General features: G+C 47.7%; 3 protein-coding genes. All 3 read left to right on the top strand.

Features of this window, described 5'->3' with window-relative positions:
* The first annotated feature begins 261 nt into the window (after window positions 1-261).
* The 3 genes from V7S65_RS20790 (at window position 262) to V7S65_RS20780 (ending at window position 16469) form a co-directional block, all read left to right on the top strand.
* The gene (locus tag V7S65_RS20790; protein WP_336387754.1) at window positions 262-13251 is read left to right on the top strand and encodes an Ig-like domain-containing protein; all 12990 of its coding nucleotides are present in this window, start codon (window positions 262-264) and stop codon (window positions 13249-13251) included.
* A gap of 89 nt (window positions 13252-13340) precedes the next feature.
* Window positions 13341-14348, top strand: coding sequence for a PorP/SprF family type IX secretion system membrane protein (locus V7S65_RS20785; RefSeq protein WP_079471798.1), 1008 nt, complete (start codon window positions 13341-13343; stop codon window positions 14346-14348).
* 63 nt (window positions 14349-14411) lie between these two features.
* On the top strand, window positions 14412-16469 hold the full coding sequence (locus tag V7S65_RS20780; protein WP_336387755.1) for an OmpA family protein: 2058 nt from the start codon (window positions 14412-14414) through the stop codon (window positions 16467-16469).
* The last annotated feature ends 25 nt before the right edge of the window (window positions 16470-16494 follow it).

Here is a 16494-nt window from a genome sequence, read left to right as displayed (position 1 = left end):
ACAAAATGAACAGTGAAAATTATGATTGAACAAACTGAACTGTTAACCGGAAATGAACAAGAAAGACATATCAATAAACCAGCCCTTCAATATACATTCGTAGCGTTTTTGTAACATTCTTTTAACAAATAACCGCAAGGAAGTATACTTTTTTATCAACCAGTATCCCTTCCCCAAGCCATTCCTAACCTGCCTGCCTCCCTTTAGAGTTTTGTTGTATTGCAATGAAACTGAACAATTTTTATTCAAATATTTGATGCTATGCATTCAAAAGCTACTCCTAATAGCCCTTTTACTGCCCTTTTCTGTTTCCCTAGCTTCGCAGGGAAGGATGCTGTGAGAACCAGCGTTGCCCACTTCTTTCATAAGGCCGGGTCAATAGTATGGAAAAGTCTCGTGTTACTATTATTACTATTTAGTATAGGCGCTCAGGTTAGTCAGGCGCAAACGTACACCACCAGGGTGTATGCCAATACCCAAATAGGCAGAGCCACAGGGCTTTGCATTGGTTGTGGTGTAACAAATGGCGCGCAGGCAGTGGATGGTTCCCTTACTACAGCATCCACCATCTCTACATTGGTTACACTCTTAGGCGCTACGGCATCACAGGATCTGATCTTTCCGGCGCCAGTTACCAATAACACGCCGGCGGTGGTTAAAATCGGTACTGCCGGTACACTCGGCACCCTGGTGAATCTAAATCTGCTTGGAGGTGTTTATGTTCAGGCATATAACGGCAGTACCCCGGTAGGAGGTACTGTATTCGCCAATAATTCAGTATTAACCCTGCTGGCAAGCGGTAACCAGGCGGAAATATTTTTACCTGCTCCCGCCGGAACATACGACCGGGTACGGGTAACAGTAGATGGCGGATTAGCAGGAGTAGCCGGCAGCATACAGGTATTTTCAGCATATTATGATACACCTGCTTCAGGTACAATAAACTGTGGCGCAGCAATAGATGTGCTATACGGTGTTACCGGGCAGGCAGCTTCACTCGGTGTGGTAACCAATCCTGCAGCAGCAGGCGATGGTATTGTCACTGCAGCCAACTATGCAACGCTGAGCAGCGTTGTAGGTGCATTAGGCAGCAGTGCCCAGGTAACTGCAGTATTCCCTGGTCTCTCTAAAAGCGGTGATTCTATCCGCGTAGTGATTTCTGATCCTGCCTCATTGATTACTTTACAGCTGCTCAGTTCCGTTAGAATCATTACTTACAATGGTCCTAACGTGGTTGATAATATTCAGGCCGACGGTAACTTATTACATCTCAATCTTCTTTCAGGAGCAGGAAATTTGCAGGCATTAACTTTCCTGCCTACCGCTCCTTTCGACCATGTACAGGTGCAGATCGGATCGGGACTGGTAGGCGCCCTCGCCTCCCTGAGAGTACATGAAATACAACGTTTCCCGGCAGGCCCGTCAACAGGTGCTGGTGGACCATTGAGGACCACCTGCTTAAATGCGCCGCTTACATTGAATGTAAGTAATCCGGAAGTCGGATTAACTTATACATGGTACGACTCTACCCAAACCACCATTGTAGCATCCAATAGTACCAGCTACAGTCCTCCTGTAGGGGTAGCCGGAAGTTTCCGCTATTATGTTTCTGCCACCAGGGTTGGCTGTTCAACTGAATCAGCCAAAACACTGGTAACAGTAAAGGTTAATAATTTCTCAACCGCTGCAGATATCACAGTTCCTGCCAGTACGCAGGGCTGCCTGGCGGACACCGTAACAATTACACCTACTTCTGCTACCGTTAATAATAACCCGGTATTCAGCTGGTATAAAAATGCTGATAAGACCGGTCCTATTACAAATGGCCTGATAGAAGGAGCCGTTAAATATAACATCGATACAACCGGAAAATTAAGTATTACCGGTCTGGCTGCAGGATCATACACCTATTATGTAAGCGTATCAGACAGCGATCATTGTGAAAATGCAGCTAACGCCCTGAAGGCAGCTCCGGTAACTGTAGCTGCGCAAATTGCGCCACCTGTACTTTCTCAGGCGTACGCGGTAACAACCGGCATACCATTGGTATTAACAGCCACCCCGGTGTCCGGTGCCAATATTGAATGGTACAGCGATACCACGCAGGCACCTATTGCGGTAGGGAATTCTATTACCCTGCCACCGTTTACCAATCCGGGTGTGTTTACTTATTACGCAGGTGTAAAAACTACCGGTGGCTGTACGTCTTACCGTGTTCCTGTGGTGATTACTGTAACCGGCCCTGTTACTACTACCAGTTGTAACGTGCCCACCAGCCAGGTAACCGGAACCACTTTGGGTTGCATATTGTGTAGTGTTACAAACCCTGGGTTTGACATAGATACTATTTCTACTAATTTCACCCGCCTCAATATACCGGTAGGTTTATTGGGAGGATCAGTTTATCAACAACTTATCTTCCCTGCTGCAGGTGATGCAACAGACAGCATCCGTCTTGATCTCGCTTCCCCGGGCGGACTGGCAGATGTAAGCCTACTTGGAGGCGCCGTGGTTACCATTTATAATGGTGCAACGGTTGTAAGTACACACACCTTATCACAGTTGGTCACTTTAAGATTATTGAGCGGTACCCGCTACTATGCTACAGTGGCCGCAGGCGGCGTATACGACCGGGTGGAAGTGAAACTTACTGGTGTAGCCAATTTGCTCAATTCCCTTGATATTTATGGTATACGTTCTCTTGTACCGGATCCTGTTATTACCGCCGGCAATGTAACTGTATGCGTTGGCCAGCCTGCTGTATTCACGGCTACTCCTGCTGCGGGTACAACTGTTCAGTGGTATGCAGATTCAACCAGTAACATTTCCCTGGGTAGTCAACCGACATTTACTACCGATACATTGAGAACAGCCGGTACCTTTACTTATTATGTACAGGCAATGGACGGTACCTGCGCGAATCCAAATCGTATACCGGTTACCGTTACTGTAAATGCTTTGGGTACTGCAGCTGATATCACTGTTGCCGATACTACCAATGTTTGCGGAAGCGGTGCTGCCACACTCACACCAACTGCTTCAGGCGTAACAACTCCGGTATTCAAATGGTATACAGATGCCAATAAAACAACGCTTATTACAAACGGCGCTGTTATTGGCGGTGCTACCTTTACTATAAATGCAGCCGGCAGCCTCTCCGTTACCGGCCTCTCACTGGGTAACCATACTTATTACGTAAGCGTATCAGGTGCCAACCGTTGCGAAAATGCAGCCGGCAGCCTGAAACCTGCTACTGTAAAAGTAACTACCCCACCTGCACCTCCTACCCTGGTTCAGTCATACACCGTAACTACCGGGTTACCATTAACATTGGTAGCTTCACCTGCTCCGGGATCAACGATCGTTTGGTACCGCGATACCACACAGGCATCCATTGGTAGCGGTAACTCTATTACGTTGCCGCCGTTTACCACTCCGGGTGTATACAGCTATTTCGCGGGCGACAGCCTGCCAGGTGGTTGTGTTTCAAGCCGCGTGCTGATCACCATCACTGTAACGGGGCCTGTTACTACTACCAGCTGTAACGTACCTACCAGCCAGGTGACCGGAACTACATTTGGCTGCGTGTTGTGTAGTGTTGTAAACCCAACCAACGACATCGATACTGTTAGTACTAATTTCACCCGCCTCAATATACCGGTAGGTTTATTGGGAGGTTCTGTTTATCAACAGCTCATCTTCCCCGGCTTAGGCGAAGCAACTGACAGCATTCGTTTTGACCTGGCTTCACCAGGCGGACTGGCAGACGTAAGTTTACTGGGCGGTGCAGTAGTAACTGTGTACAATGGCGCCACAGTGGTAAGCACACAGAATTTATCACAGTTAGTCACCCTAAGATTATTAAGCGGTAACCGTTACTATGCTACAGTACCTGCCGGTGGCGTGTATGACCGCGTAGAAATAAAATTAACCGGTTTAGCGAACCTGCTAAATTCCCTGGATATTTATGGTGTTCGTTCCGTTGTTCCGGATCCGGTTATTACCGCCAGAAATGTAGCGGTATGCGCTGGCCTACCTGCAGTATTCACAGCTACTCCGGCTGCAGGTACTACTGTTCAGTGGTATGCTGATTCAACCGGTGGCGTTTCCCTGGGTAATCAGCCTACCTTTACAACAGACACCTTAAGAACAGCCGGTACCTTCACCTACTATGTACAGGTAATGGATGGCACCTGCCCTAATCCAAACCGTATCCCGGTTACAGCCACTGTAAATCCATTAGCTACTGCGGCAGATATTACAATAGCAGATACTACAGCAAGCTGTGGTAGCGGACCGGCAGTGTTGACACCAACTGCGGCCGGTGTTACTACACCTGTATTCAAATGGTATGCAAATGCCAATAAAACTAATCCGATTACAAACGGTGCTGTTATAGGCGGCGCTACCTTCACCATCACCGCGGGCGGTCAGCTTAGTGTTACCGGTCTTACACCAGGCAATCACACTTATTATGTAAGTGTATCCGGTGCTAACCGTTGTGAAAATGCCGCCGGAAGTTTGAAAGCTGCGACTATCAAGGTAGCCACCGCTCCGGCTCCGCCAACAGTAGTACAGAATTATTCCATCAGCACCGGGTTGCCGTTAACCATCACAGCAACTCCTGCTCCCGGCACTACCGTGCTGTGGTATAGCGATACCACACTGGCGCCGATAGCCACCGGCAATTCCATTACTTTGCCTCCGTTCGCAAGTCCGGGAGTATATACATATTATGTAGGCGATAGCCTGGCAGGTGGTTGTTTATCCAACCGCTTGCCAATCGTGATTACAGTAACCGGACCGGTTATACCTGCCAACTGTAATATGCCTACCAGCCAGGTAACCGGAACTACGCTGGGTTGCGTGCTGTGTAGCGTTGTTGATCCAAACAACGACATCGATTCTATTACTACTAATTTCACCCGCCTCAATATACCGGTAGGTTTATTGGGAGGTTCTGTTTATCAACGTCTCATCTTCCCTGCAGTACGCGCGGCATCAGACAGCATCCGTTTTGAGCTGGCTTCACCGGGCGGACTGGCAGATGTAAGCTTACTCGGTGGTGCAGTGGTAACTGTTTATAACGGAACAACCGTTGTAAGCACCAAAACATTATCTCAGCTGCTTACATTGAGAATATTAAGCGGTACCCGCTATTATGCCACTGTTCCGGCAGGCGGCGCTTATGATCGTGTGGAAATAAAACTGACAGGTGTTGCCAACCTGCTGAATTCACTGGACATCTATGATGTACGTGCCGTTGTTCCTGATCCTACCGTTACTACACAAAACCTGGTGGTATGTGCTGGTCAACCTGCCACATTAACCGTAACACCGGCCGCAGGAACAACTGTACGCTGGTATACTGATTCTACCACCACTATTGTAAAGAGCACTTCAAATACATATGTTACAGACACCCTGAAAACAGCAGGTACATTTACCTACTATGTTCAGGCAGTTGGCGCAAATGGTTGTGCGAATCCAAACCGTGTACCTGTTAGGGTAACGGTTAACCCGATCAGCCAGTCTGGTGATATCACGATCGCAGACACTACTACCGCCTGCACCAGCGGACCAGCAGTATTAACACCAACTGCACCGGGTGTTGCAGCTCCTGTATTCAAGTGGTATAAGAATGCAAACAAAACATCTCCGATTACCAACGGACTGGTAGAAGGTGCGGTAAGCTATGCACTGGACAGCACAGGTAACCTGACCATTACTGGTTTGACTGCCGGTGCTTATACTTATTATGTAAGTGTATCCGGAACCGGTCAGTGTGAAAATGCAGCCGGTACGTTGAAGGCAGCAACAGTACGCGTAGTACCAGCTCCTGCTGCTCCGGTTGTAACCGGCGATGTAGTAGTAACTACTGGTGTAAAAGCTGTTTTAAGCGCGCAGCCGGTACCAGGTGCTACCATCGTATGGTATAGAGATGCCACTACTGTTCAGGGTATGGGTGACACCATCCAGGTAGGACCATTTAATACGCCGGGTACTTACACTTATTATGCAGCGGTAAGAATTGCCGGTGCCTGTGAATCTGCCCGCGCAGCTGTAAATGTGAAAGTAACAGGAGGTGTGATTCCTTCTCCGGATTGTAACGTTCCTACCAGTCAGACTTCAGGTACTACCCTGGGTTGTATCCTGTGTAGCGTAAATAATCCTACCAATGATATCGACAGTGTCAAAACCAATTTCACTACACTGTCTGTGCCTGTTGGTGCGCTCGGAGGCTCTGTATATCAACAGCTGATCTTCCCGCATGCAGGATCTGCAGCAGATAGTGTTCAGATACGTCTGGGTAACTCAGTAGGACTGGCCGATGTTAGTCTCCTGGGAGGTACACTGATCCGTCTCTATAATAATAATACACTGGTTAAAACAGACACCCTGTCAAGATTGCTTACCCTGCGTTTACTCAACGGTCAGCAGTTCCAGGCTACTGTAGTAGCTCCTGCTGCTTACGACCGGGTAGAAGTAAGAATGACCGGTGTACTGAACCTCCTGAATTCAATTGATATCTATGGTGCAAGGATCATTTATCCTAAGGCAACTGTAAATACTACAAATGCCACCGCTTGTATCAACAGTAAGGCTACGCTTTCTGTAACACCTGCGGCTGGCACATCTGTACGCTGGTATGCTGATTCAACCAGCAGTACTGTATTAAGCACACAGAATACTTATACTACTGATACGCTGAAAGTAGCAGGTAAAGTAACCTACTATGTAGCGGTACTGGGCGGACCAGACAACTGTCCTAACCCGGATCGTATACCTGTAACCGTTACTGTTACACCTGCTCCTCCGGTACCAGGCGCTCCTGCTACCGTGAATATTTGCCCTGGTTCAAATGCGTCACTGCAGGTAACTAACCCGGATCATCAACTGACCTACAACTGGTACAATGTACCAACCGGAGGTACGAAGCTGAATACCGACAGTGGCTTTGTATTTAATGTAACAGCAGTTAACAGGGATACTACCTTCTATGTAGAAGCTGTTAGCAGTTGTGGTGCTGCATCAGGCAGACAAGCCATCAGCATTGTATTATCTGCTTCATTAAGTGCGCCGGTGGTAACACCAAACCCGGATTCAACGGTAGTAGGCAGACAAACTGCACTGACAGCTACTTCCAATACCGCAAATGTTCAGTTTGTATGGTATGCAAGTCAGGCAGGTAATGATAGCCTGTTTACAGGACCAGTATACACGCCTCCTGTATCCAATGTACAGGGAACCGTTACCTACTGGGTAGAAGCCAGGTTAACAGGTGGCGCTTCCTGCAAATCTATCAGGGTACCGGCTGTAGTAATATATGGCCCTGAACCAGGTCCGGATCCTGGCCCATGTGAAGGCGCTTCTACGCAAACAATCGGCGGCAGCGGATTACTCATACTGGGTAATGTGTACAATCCTGCCCTGGCGGTAGACGGTAGCCTGAGCACCGGATCTTCCCTGGTAATCAACCTGGGTGCATTGAACGCACAGGTATGGCAAAGAACTAAATTCAACGGAGTATCTGCTCCTGGAGATACTGTAAGGGTATGGTTGTCGAACCCAAGCCAGGTGCTTTCTGCAGCACTGTTGGGTGGCGTACAGTTAACAACTTACAACGGTACCACTCCTGGAGACTCTCTCCTGGTAAATAATCCGCTCATTAAACTCACTATACTGAGCAGCAAGAGACAAGCTATTCTTGAATTTGTACCGACTAAAGCATTTGATGCAGTGGAAGTAAAACTGAAATCAGGTATACTCGGTGCATTAACAACAGTAGACTTCAACTACGCGCAACGCGCACTGGCGGCTCCGAAAGTTCAGGCAGCACAAGTAACGGTATGTGCCGGCAACACTGCTAAACTGGATGTACAGAATCCTGTGGCTGGCGTTACTTATCGCTGGTACAACAGTAAAGGTGTTTATCTCACAGGTAAAGATGGTGTATCCTTCACCACCGGTATCCTGACTACAGACACCGCCTTCCTGGTAGAAGCGTTCAGGAACAATTGCGCGAGCAGCGTTCGCACAAGAGTGGATGTGAAAGTGGTGGCAGCGCCTGCACCTCCTGTAGTACGTTCTGCAAATGTAGAAGTGTGCGCAGGATCTGATGCGGAACTTGCTATCAACAACCCTGTGAGTGGCTATAGCTACGCATGGTACAATGTGGCTACCGGTGGAACCAGACTGAATCCGGTTCCGGACAGCGGCTTAACATTTACTGTGACCAACGTAACCGCACAGGCAACCTATTATGTAGAAGCTATCAACGACAGCTGTAATACAATATCTGCCACCAGAACGGCGGTTACCGTTAAAACAGGTACCTCATTGGCTCCGCCAACAGTAACACCTGTAAATGATACCGTTGTGATTGGTCAGCGTCCGCTGTTCATTGCAAAAGCAGATGCAGCGAATGCAGAATTCTACTGGTTCAGAACACAAACAGCAACAGACACCTTATTTAAAGGTGCATCCTTCGAAGGTCCTGCATCTACTGCCCTGGGAACCGTTACCTACTGGGTGGAAGCAGCCCTGCCGGGTGCAGCTACCTGTAAGTCTGCAAGAGTAGCAGTGAATGCTATTACTGTAACTCCGTCAGGTCAGGTACCATGCGAAGCCGCAACCGGACAAACAATAGGTGGATCTGGTTTGCTGGTGCTGGGTAATGTTTACAACCCGCAACTTGCAGTGGATGCCTTTACAAGCACCGGATCTTCCCTGGTAATCAACCTCGGAGCAATCAATGCAACGGTATTCCAGAAAGCAACCTTCAACGGATTATCTACTCCGGGTGATACCGTAAGAGTGAAACTGTCCAACCCAAGTCAGATCCTTTCTGCAGCGGTGCTCGGCAGTATACAACTCACTACATACAATGGTAATACACCAGGTGATTCAGTGCTGACTTCTAATCCAATTCTGCACCTGGATCTGCTGAGCGGCAACAGAAGTGCTATTCTGTGGTTTGTACCAACCAAACAGTTTGATGGTGTGGAAGTGAAACTCAGGTCAGGTATATTGGGAGCCTTACTCGATGTTGATTTCAATTACGCACAACGTGCCATTGCTCAGCCGAAAGTACAGGTGAACAACGCTACTATCTGTAAGGGTAAACAAGCTACCCTCAGCGTAATAAATCCTGCAGCAGGTATCACTTACAGCTGGTACAATAGCCAGGGTAACCACTTACTGGATAGCATTGCTTATGTAACACCAACCACACTCGATTCCGGAGTACATACTTATACAGTAGTACCAAGCAGAAATGGTTGTCCGGGTGCAGCATCAGCGGCAATCACAGTAACTGTTCAGGGATCTCCATCAGCTCCGGTTGCGGAAGCCAATAATGTATCTACCTGTCTGAATACACCAACTACCCTCAGGGTAAAAGCAGTAGCAGGGGTTCGGTACAACTGGTACGACGCAGCAACAGGTGGTGCAACACTGGTAACTAACAGTAATGAATATACTACCCCAGCCAGTCTGCAGGCAGGTACCTATAACTTCTATGTGGAAGCGGTGAACGCGGGTGGCTGCGCTAACGACAGCGGACGCACCAGGATTACCCTCACTGTAGACAGTGCTTCAACAGCTGCCGATATTCAAATCACTGATAAAGTAATTTGTGCAGGTGATACAGCGGTATTAACACCAACTACCACTACAGTACAGAATCCTGTATTCAAATGGTATGCTAATGCCGACAGAACGGGTCCGATTACGCAAGGTGTAAGCAGCGCGGGCGTATTAACTATCACAGGACTGACGCCGGGAACATACACCTACTATGTAAGTGTAAGCAACGCCGGCAAGTGTGAAAATAAAGCAGGTGACTTGAAAGCAGTAAAAGTAACGGTGAATAACACCGCCACTCCAACAGACATCGTAGCGGCAGATACAACTATCTGTGCAAATACTACGGTTAAACTCACGGCTGCTTCAACAACCGTAACAAACCCAATATTCAAATGGTATGCAGATGCTGCCCTGACAACATTCCTTGCTTCAGGCGCAACATATACTACCAGTGCCCTGAGCGCAACCACTTCTTACTATGTAACAGTAGAAGGAAGCAACAGATGCGCAAATGCAGCCGGCAGCGCCAAAGAAGTGAAAGTGACAGTGAGTGATATACCGGCTCCGATTATTAGCGCATCAGCGATCAGCATTTGTGTAGGCGATACCGCAACACTGAGCATTCAGAACGTGGATAATACGCTGACCTACCGCTGGTATAGTGCGGCAACAGGCGGTACATTACTGTTCACCGGTCCGGTGTACAAGGTAACGGGCCTCACTGCTTCGAAAGACTTCTATGCAGAAGCTTCTCTGGGTGGATGTAGCAGTGCTGCCAGAACGAAAGTGTCAATAGGCGTAGGTGTTGCTCCAACCCCGATACTCGAAAACAATAATGTAACAGCATGTCAGGGTGGAACAGCGGTACTGAAAGTAACGTCTTCTGTGAATAATATCACATACAGATGGTATACTACATTAACCGGCGGAGTGGCTGTATTTACAGGACCAATCTTCACCGTGAATAATGTGACAGCTAATACAACCTATTATGTGGAAGCTACCGGTGATACTTCAAATTGTGGTAAACCTTCTGTAAGAGCTGCCGCGAAGATCAACGTGGTACCTGTACCACCGGCTCCTGTACTGGTAAGCAACAGTGTGGAAGTTTGTAAAGGTCAGAATGTAACATTGCAGATACAAAGTCCTGCAGCCGGCATTACTTACGAATGGTTTGATGCAGCAACAGGCGGCAACAAAGTAAACGAAGGATCAACGTTTAATATCACGGCACTGGATTCTACAGTGAGCTACTACGTACAGGCACTGGTAAATGGAGGCTGCCCAAGCGCAAGCAGAACGAAGGCCACCATCACCGTGAAGAGCGTACCGGCAATACCTGAAATTTCATCCACTTCCCTGTTCATTTGTCAGGGAGGCAGTGTAACACTTTCTATTCAGAATCCAGTAGCAGGTGTAACCTACCGTTGGTACAACGCTGCATCTGGTGGTACGCTGCTTGCCACAGGCAATAGCTACACTACGGGCGCATTAAATACAAGTACCGATTTCTATGCAGAAGCTAACAATGGTAATTGCAGTAATAGTGTAAGAGCGAAAGTTTCAATAGGTGTAGGACAAGCACCAACACCAATCCTGGAAAGCAATGCACTCACTATCTGTATGGGAACTTCCGGTACACTCCGTGTAACTTCAGCTACCAACGGAGTAATCTACAAATGGTATACTTCTGCCGCAGGTAATGATTCTGTAGGTGTAGGACCGGTATTCCAGACAGGACCGCTCAATGCCAGCATGGATTATTATGTGGGAGCAACAGGAACTACAGGTCAATGCGGTAGTCCATCCGCAAGAGTGAAAGCTACTGTAACAGTAGTGGCACCACAAACAGCTCCGGATGTAGTAGCCTCTGCACTTAAAACATGTGCCGGCACTGGTGTTACCGTATCGGTGAAAACAATCAAACCTGGAGTTACCTATCAGTGGTACGACGCTGCAACGGGCGGCAACCTGCTCTCTTCTGACGCAGTGTACAGCGTACCGGTGGTTACTCAGAATACTACTTTCTATGTACAGGCAAATCTGGGAAGTTGCTCCAGCAGCAGAACAGCGGTGACAGTAACCGTTGACCCAACTCCGCCAATACCGGAAGTAAATGCTGATAACCTCACAACCTGCATAGGTGGTACCGTAACATTCAGTATCAAGGGTGCAGACGCTTCATTGACATATCGCTGGTATGATGCGCAGAATAACGGCGTATTCCTCGCAAGCGGTACTTCATACGCAACGAAACCACTGGCAGCAAACACTACATTCTATGTGGAAGCACTGAACAGTCAGGGTTGCAGCAGCGGTCGCAAAGCAGTAACAGCAAATGTGAGAAACGATATAGATGCGCCATTGGCAGATCCGTTGACAGTATGTAGCGGACACACAGCGGTACTTTCTGTGAAAGGCAGACAACCAGGTATCATCTACAAATGGTTCAGCGCATCAACCGGAGGAACAGCCGTATTTACCGGTGCAGATTTCACTATCACACCAAGCGTAAGTACTGTATATTTCCTGGAAGCATCTACCAGCGGCGGTTGCATCAGTGCAAGCAGAACAAGGGTAGAAGTAACCGTGAATCCGTCACCGGCTGCTCCTATAGTAACCAATGCAGTCATCAAGGTTTGCACTGGTCAAACAGCTACGCTCGGTGTACAGGGTCCGAATGGCGCCCTCACTTACAAATGGTATACTACCGCAACAGGTGGTACTGCTATCTCCACAGGTGCTTCTTATACAACACCGGCGGTAACAGCTAACCAGATGTATTACCTGGAAGCATCCAGCAGCAATGGTTGTACAAGTCCAACACGTACTGCGGTGAGCGTTGAAGTAATACTTCCACCAGCCGGACCACGTGTAACCGGAAACGATCCGATATGCCCGGGCAGCACAGCAATACTGATGGCTACTTCCACCACACCGGATGTTGATTTCCGCTGGTACTCCGTAGCAACTAACGGTACGCCGATAACCACAGGTGCAACATTTGTTACACCAGCGCTGAATGCCAATACTACTTACTATGTAGAAGCATTTACAGCAGGTGGTTGCACCAGCTCCGCCAGAACAAGGGTAGATATCAGCCTGGCACAACCACTGCCTGCACCAGTTGTAACAGTGGACAACACTACGGCTACATCTATTACCTTCCGCTGGTCACCGGTTACAGGAGCACAACGTTACGAAGTAACAGTAGACAACGGCGTCACATTCATAGCGCCAAGCTCAGGTGCAACTGGTACCACACATACTATCTCTGGTCTGCAGCCAAATCAAAGCGCTACGATCCAGGTACGTGCCATCGGGGCATCCACCTGTCAGAACAGTGCATTGTCTGCCGCAGTAACGGATAAAACGAAGAACCCGCAAGGCAATAACATCTATATACCAAACCTCTTCAGCCCGAACGGCGATGGTATAAATGATATCGAGTATGTATATGGAACCGCCATTGCACAGCTTGAATTCAGGATCTACAACCAGTGGGGTCAATTGGTATTCACATCGAAAGATCAACGTCAGGGATGGGATGGTACCATGAGCGGACAGAAACAACCGGTAGGCGTATATGTATGGATAGTGAAGGCTACCATGCAGGATGGCACGGTGATCACGAAGAAAGGTAACGTAACCCTCATGAGATAATGATGATTCATCAGCAAGATCAAATCAAAAATAAAACCGGGGTGCTGCAAAGCATCCCGGTTTATCCAGAAATACTTAAAAATGTTCCTATGAAAAGGATTTTTATAGTTGCAATGATTTTATGGAGCAGCTTATTGCCCCGCACTTCTGTTGCCCAGGTTGATCCGCACTTTTCGCAATACTATGCGTACCCGTTATGGCTTAACCCTGCTCTTACAGGCGTGATAGACGGTGATTACCGCATTAGTGCCGACTATCGTAATCAGTGGGCCAATTACGGGAAACCATTCTCCACTGTGGGTATTTCTGCAGATGCCGCTACGGATAAGAATATAGGCGTAGGTATTAATGTAATGAACATGTCTGCAGGTGATGCAGGCTATAATTTCTTCAATGCAATGGCCAGCGTTTCTTACACCGGTGTGAAATTTGGCCGTACCAAAACCAGCCAGCTGGTGTTCGGGATCAACGCAGGGTTGATCAACAGAAGGCTGGATCCTGCTAAATTCCAGACCGGCAGCCAGTATCAGCCGGTAACCGGTTTTGATCCCAGCATATTTAACGGGGAGAATGTAAGCAATACCACGTCCAACCAGTTTGACGCAGGAGCAGGTGTAGTATTTTTTGATGGTAATCCAAATCATACATTAAATCCATTCGCCGGATTTGCAGCACAGCATCTTACACAACCAAAGGATCCGTTTTCCTCCGATGGCACCGAAAGAAAGCTGCCGGTAAGATACCTGGTACACGGTGGTACCAAAATCAGGCTGAATGATGCCGTAACCCTTACTCCTACCGGACTTTACATGAGACAAGGAAATGCCGAAGAAATTGTGGCGGGTATGTATGCCCAGCTGATGGTAAATCCTGAATTCGACTTCCTGGTGGGAGGTAACTATCGCTTCAATGATGCCGTAATTCCTTTTGCCGGTTTCCATTTCAAAAGCTTTGTACTGGGATTAAGCTATGATGCCAATACCTCCAACATGCGCCGCCTGGTAAATGGCAGCCAGAGCTTTGAAATATCACTCTCTTTTATCAGCCGCAAAAGAAGAATGCTTAACGAAGAATACTTTATTTGTCCCAGGTTATAATTTATCAAAAACCGGATCAGAATGGAGGCAAAAACATATACAGAAAAAAGAAATGGAACCCTCATGAAAAAAATTACACTCTGTTGGCTGGTGGTTTTTACAGGAATAATTGGCTCCCTACAAGCGCAGTATGTTTATGATTTTAAACATACTGCAGACGTTTTTTACGGCTCACGGGATTATTATTCCGCGGCACAGTACTACAATAAAGCACTGGGCACTTTCAAAATCAAGCCAGAGCAGGTATTACCCTATACAGTTGCCGGCGCTCCTCCCAGTGGTAAACTGAAGGATTATCAACAGGTGGTAGCCAGGCTGGCTGAATCTTACCGGCTCTTCTACGACTATGGTAATGCGGAAACCTGGTATGCGCAACTGGTAGGCTTTAATAATCCGGCATATCCCCAGGCCCGGTACTGGTACGCCATCTGCCTCAGGAACAATGGAAAATACCAGGAGGCACTGGATGAATTTAAAAAATTCAAACAAAGCTATACCGCCGCCGATGAACTGTCTGTAAGAACCCCGCTCGAAATTGCCTGCTGTGAATTCGCACTCTCTGAAGCCAATAAGGAACCAAGATTTACGATCGTAAAAACTGCCGGTAATGTTAATGAAGGCGGAGCAAACTATGCGCCGGTGATCCTGGATCCGGGCACTTTAATGTTTACCTCTTCCCGTGCGGAAAATCCACCGCTGCCTACCACTGTTAAGCAGCCCACCACAAAAAAGCAAGCAAAAAAAGGAACCCCATATGTAAATGATCTTTACACTGCTACCGGCAGCGGCAATACCTTCGATAACAGCCAGAAGCTGAAAATCCCTACCACTAAAGGATTCGACCAGGGAGTATCTGCGATTACCCCGGATGGTAACTCTCTGTATATCACCCGCTGGTCGATGAAAGATGGCGTGAAACAATCCGCTATCTATTTCAGCAGTCGCCAGAATGGAGTGTGGTCTGAACCAAAAATATTAGGCGACAATGTAAACGTTACAGGGTATAACTCTATGCAGCCCTATATCACTGCCGATGGAAAATACCTGCTGTTTGCATCCAACAGACCCGGAGGTATGGGCAAAAATGATTTGTGGTATTGCATCATGACCAACGGCACGCCCGGTGGCGCCCGCAATATGGGTACAGCCATCAACACCAAAGATGAGGAACAGGCGCCATTCTACGACGCAGAGAAAAACCTGCTCGTATTCAGCACCGATGGTCGCGTAGGTTTGGGTGGGCTCGATTTCTTCCAGAGCGAGGGCGACTTCGGTACGTGGTCGGCCCCGGTTAATATGGGTAAACCATTGAATTCTCCTAAAGATGATATCTATTATACGGCACTGGATAATACACATCCCTTTGCAGCAGGCTTCATCAGTTCCGACAGGGAATCTATCTGCTGCCTGGAAGTATTCAGCATTAACCGCATCCGCAAAATAGCAAGTGGGTTGATCATCGACTGCGATACCCATCTGCCGCTGGAAGGCGCTACCGTTACCTTACTGGATACAGTGAGAAGAAAAACAATCCGCAAAGTTACACTGGACGCCACCGGAAGGTATACCTTTGAAGTGGATCCACAACGCTTTTACAAAGTGATTGCTGAAAAAGACAACTACTTCACCAAAACACTCTATTTTAATACAGATTCATTGGTGAGGATAGATTCTATGGACAATCCCACCCTTTGTCTCAAGCATTACGAAATAGAAAAACCAATTGTACTTAATAATATCTACTACGATTTCGGAAAGGCAACGCTCCGTCCGGAATCTAGAGCAGTATTGGATACAGTGGTTGATATGCTGAACGATAATCCGAAGTTAACGATCGAGATGAGCGCACATACCGATAGCGTAGGCTCTGTGAAATTCAACGACAAGCTGTCCCAGGCCAGGGCTCAATCCTGCGTGGATTACCTGATCAGCAGGGGTATTGCTTCGGAAAGGCTCATCGCTAAAGGTTACGGTAAATCCAAACCAATTGCACCAAACTCACTGCCTAATCATAAAGACAATCCAGAAGGACGTCAGCTTAACCGCAGAACTGAATTCAAGGTGTTAAAAAGACAGGTTCAGGTAAAGGTGGAAGATGATGGTAACAGCAGTAGTCAATAAAAATTTTCCCTTAAACCGGCTGTTT

The sequence above is a fragment of the Chitinophaga sp. CCNWYY40 genome (assembly GCF_037483205.1).
In the GTDB taxonomy this organism is placed as follows: Bacteria; Bacteroidota; Bacteroidia; order Chitinophagales; family Chitinophagaceae; genus Chitinophaga; species Chitinophaga ginsengisegetis.
This window is presented reverse-complemented; position numbering and strand designations above follow the sequence as displayed.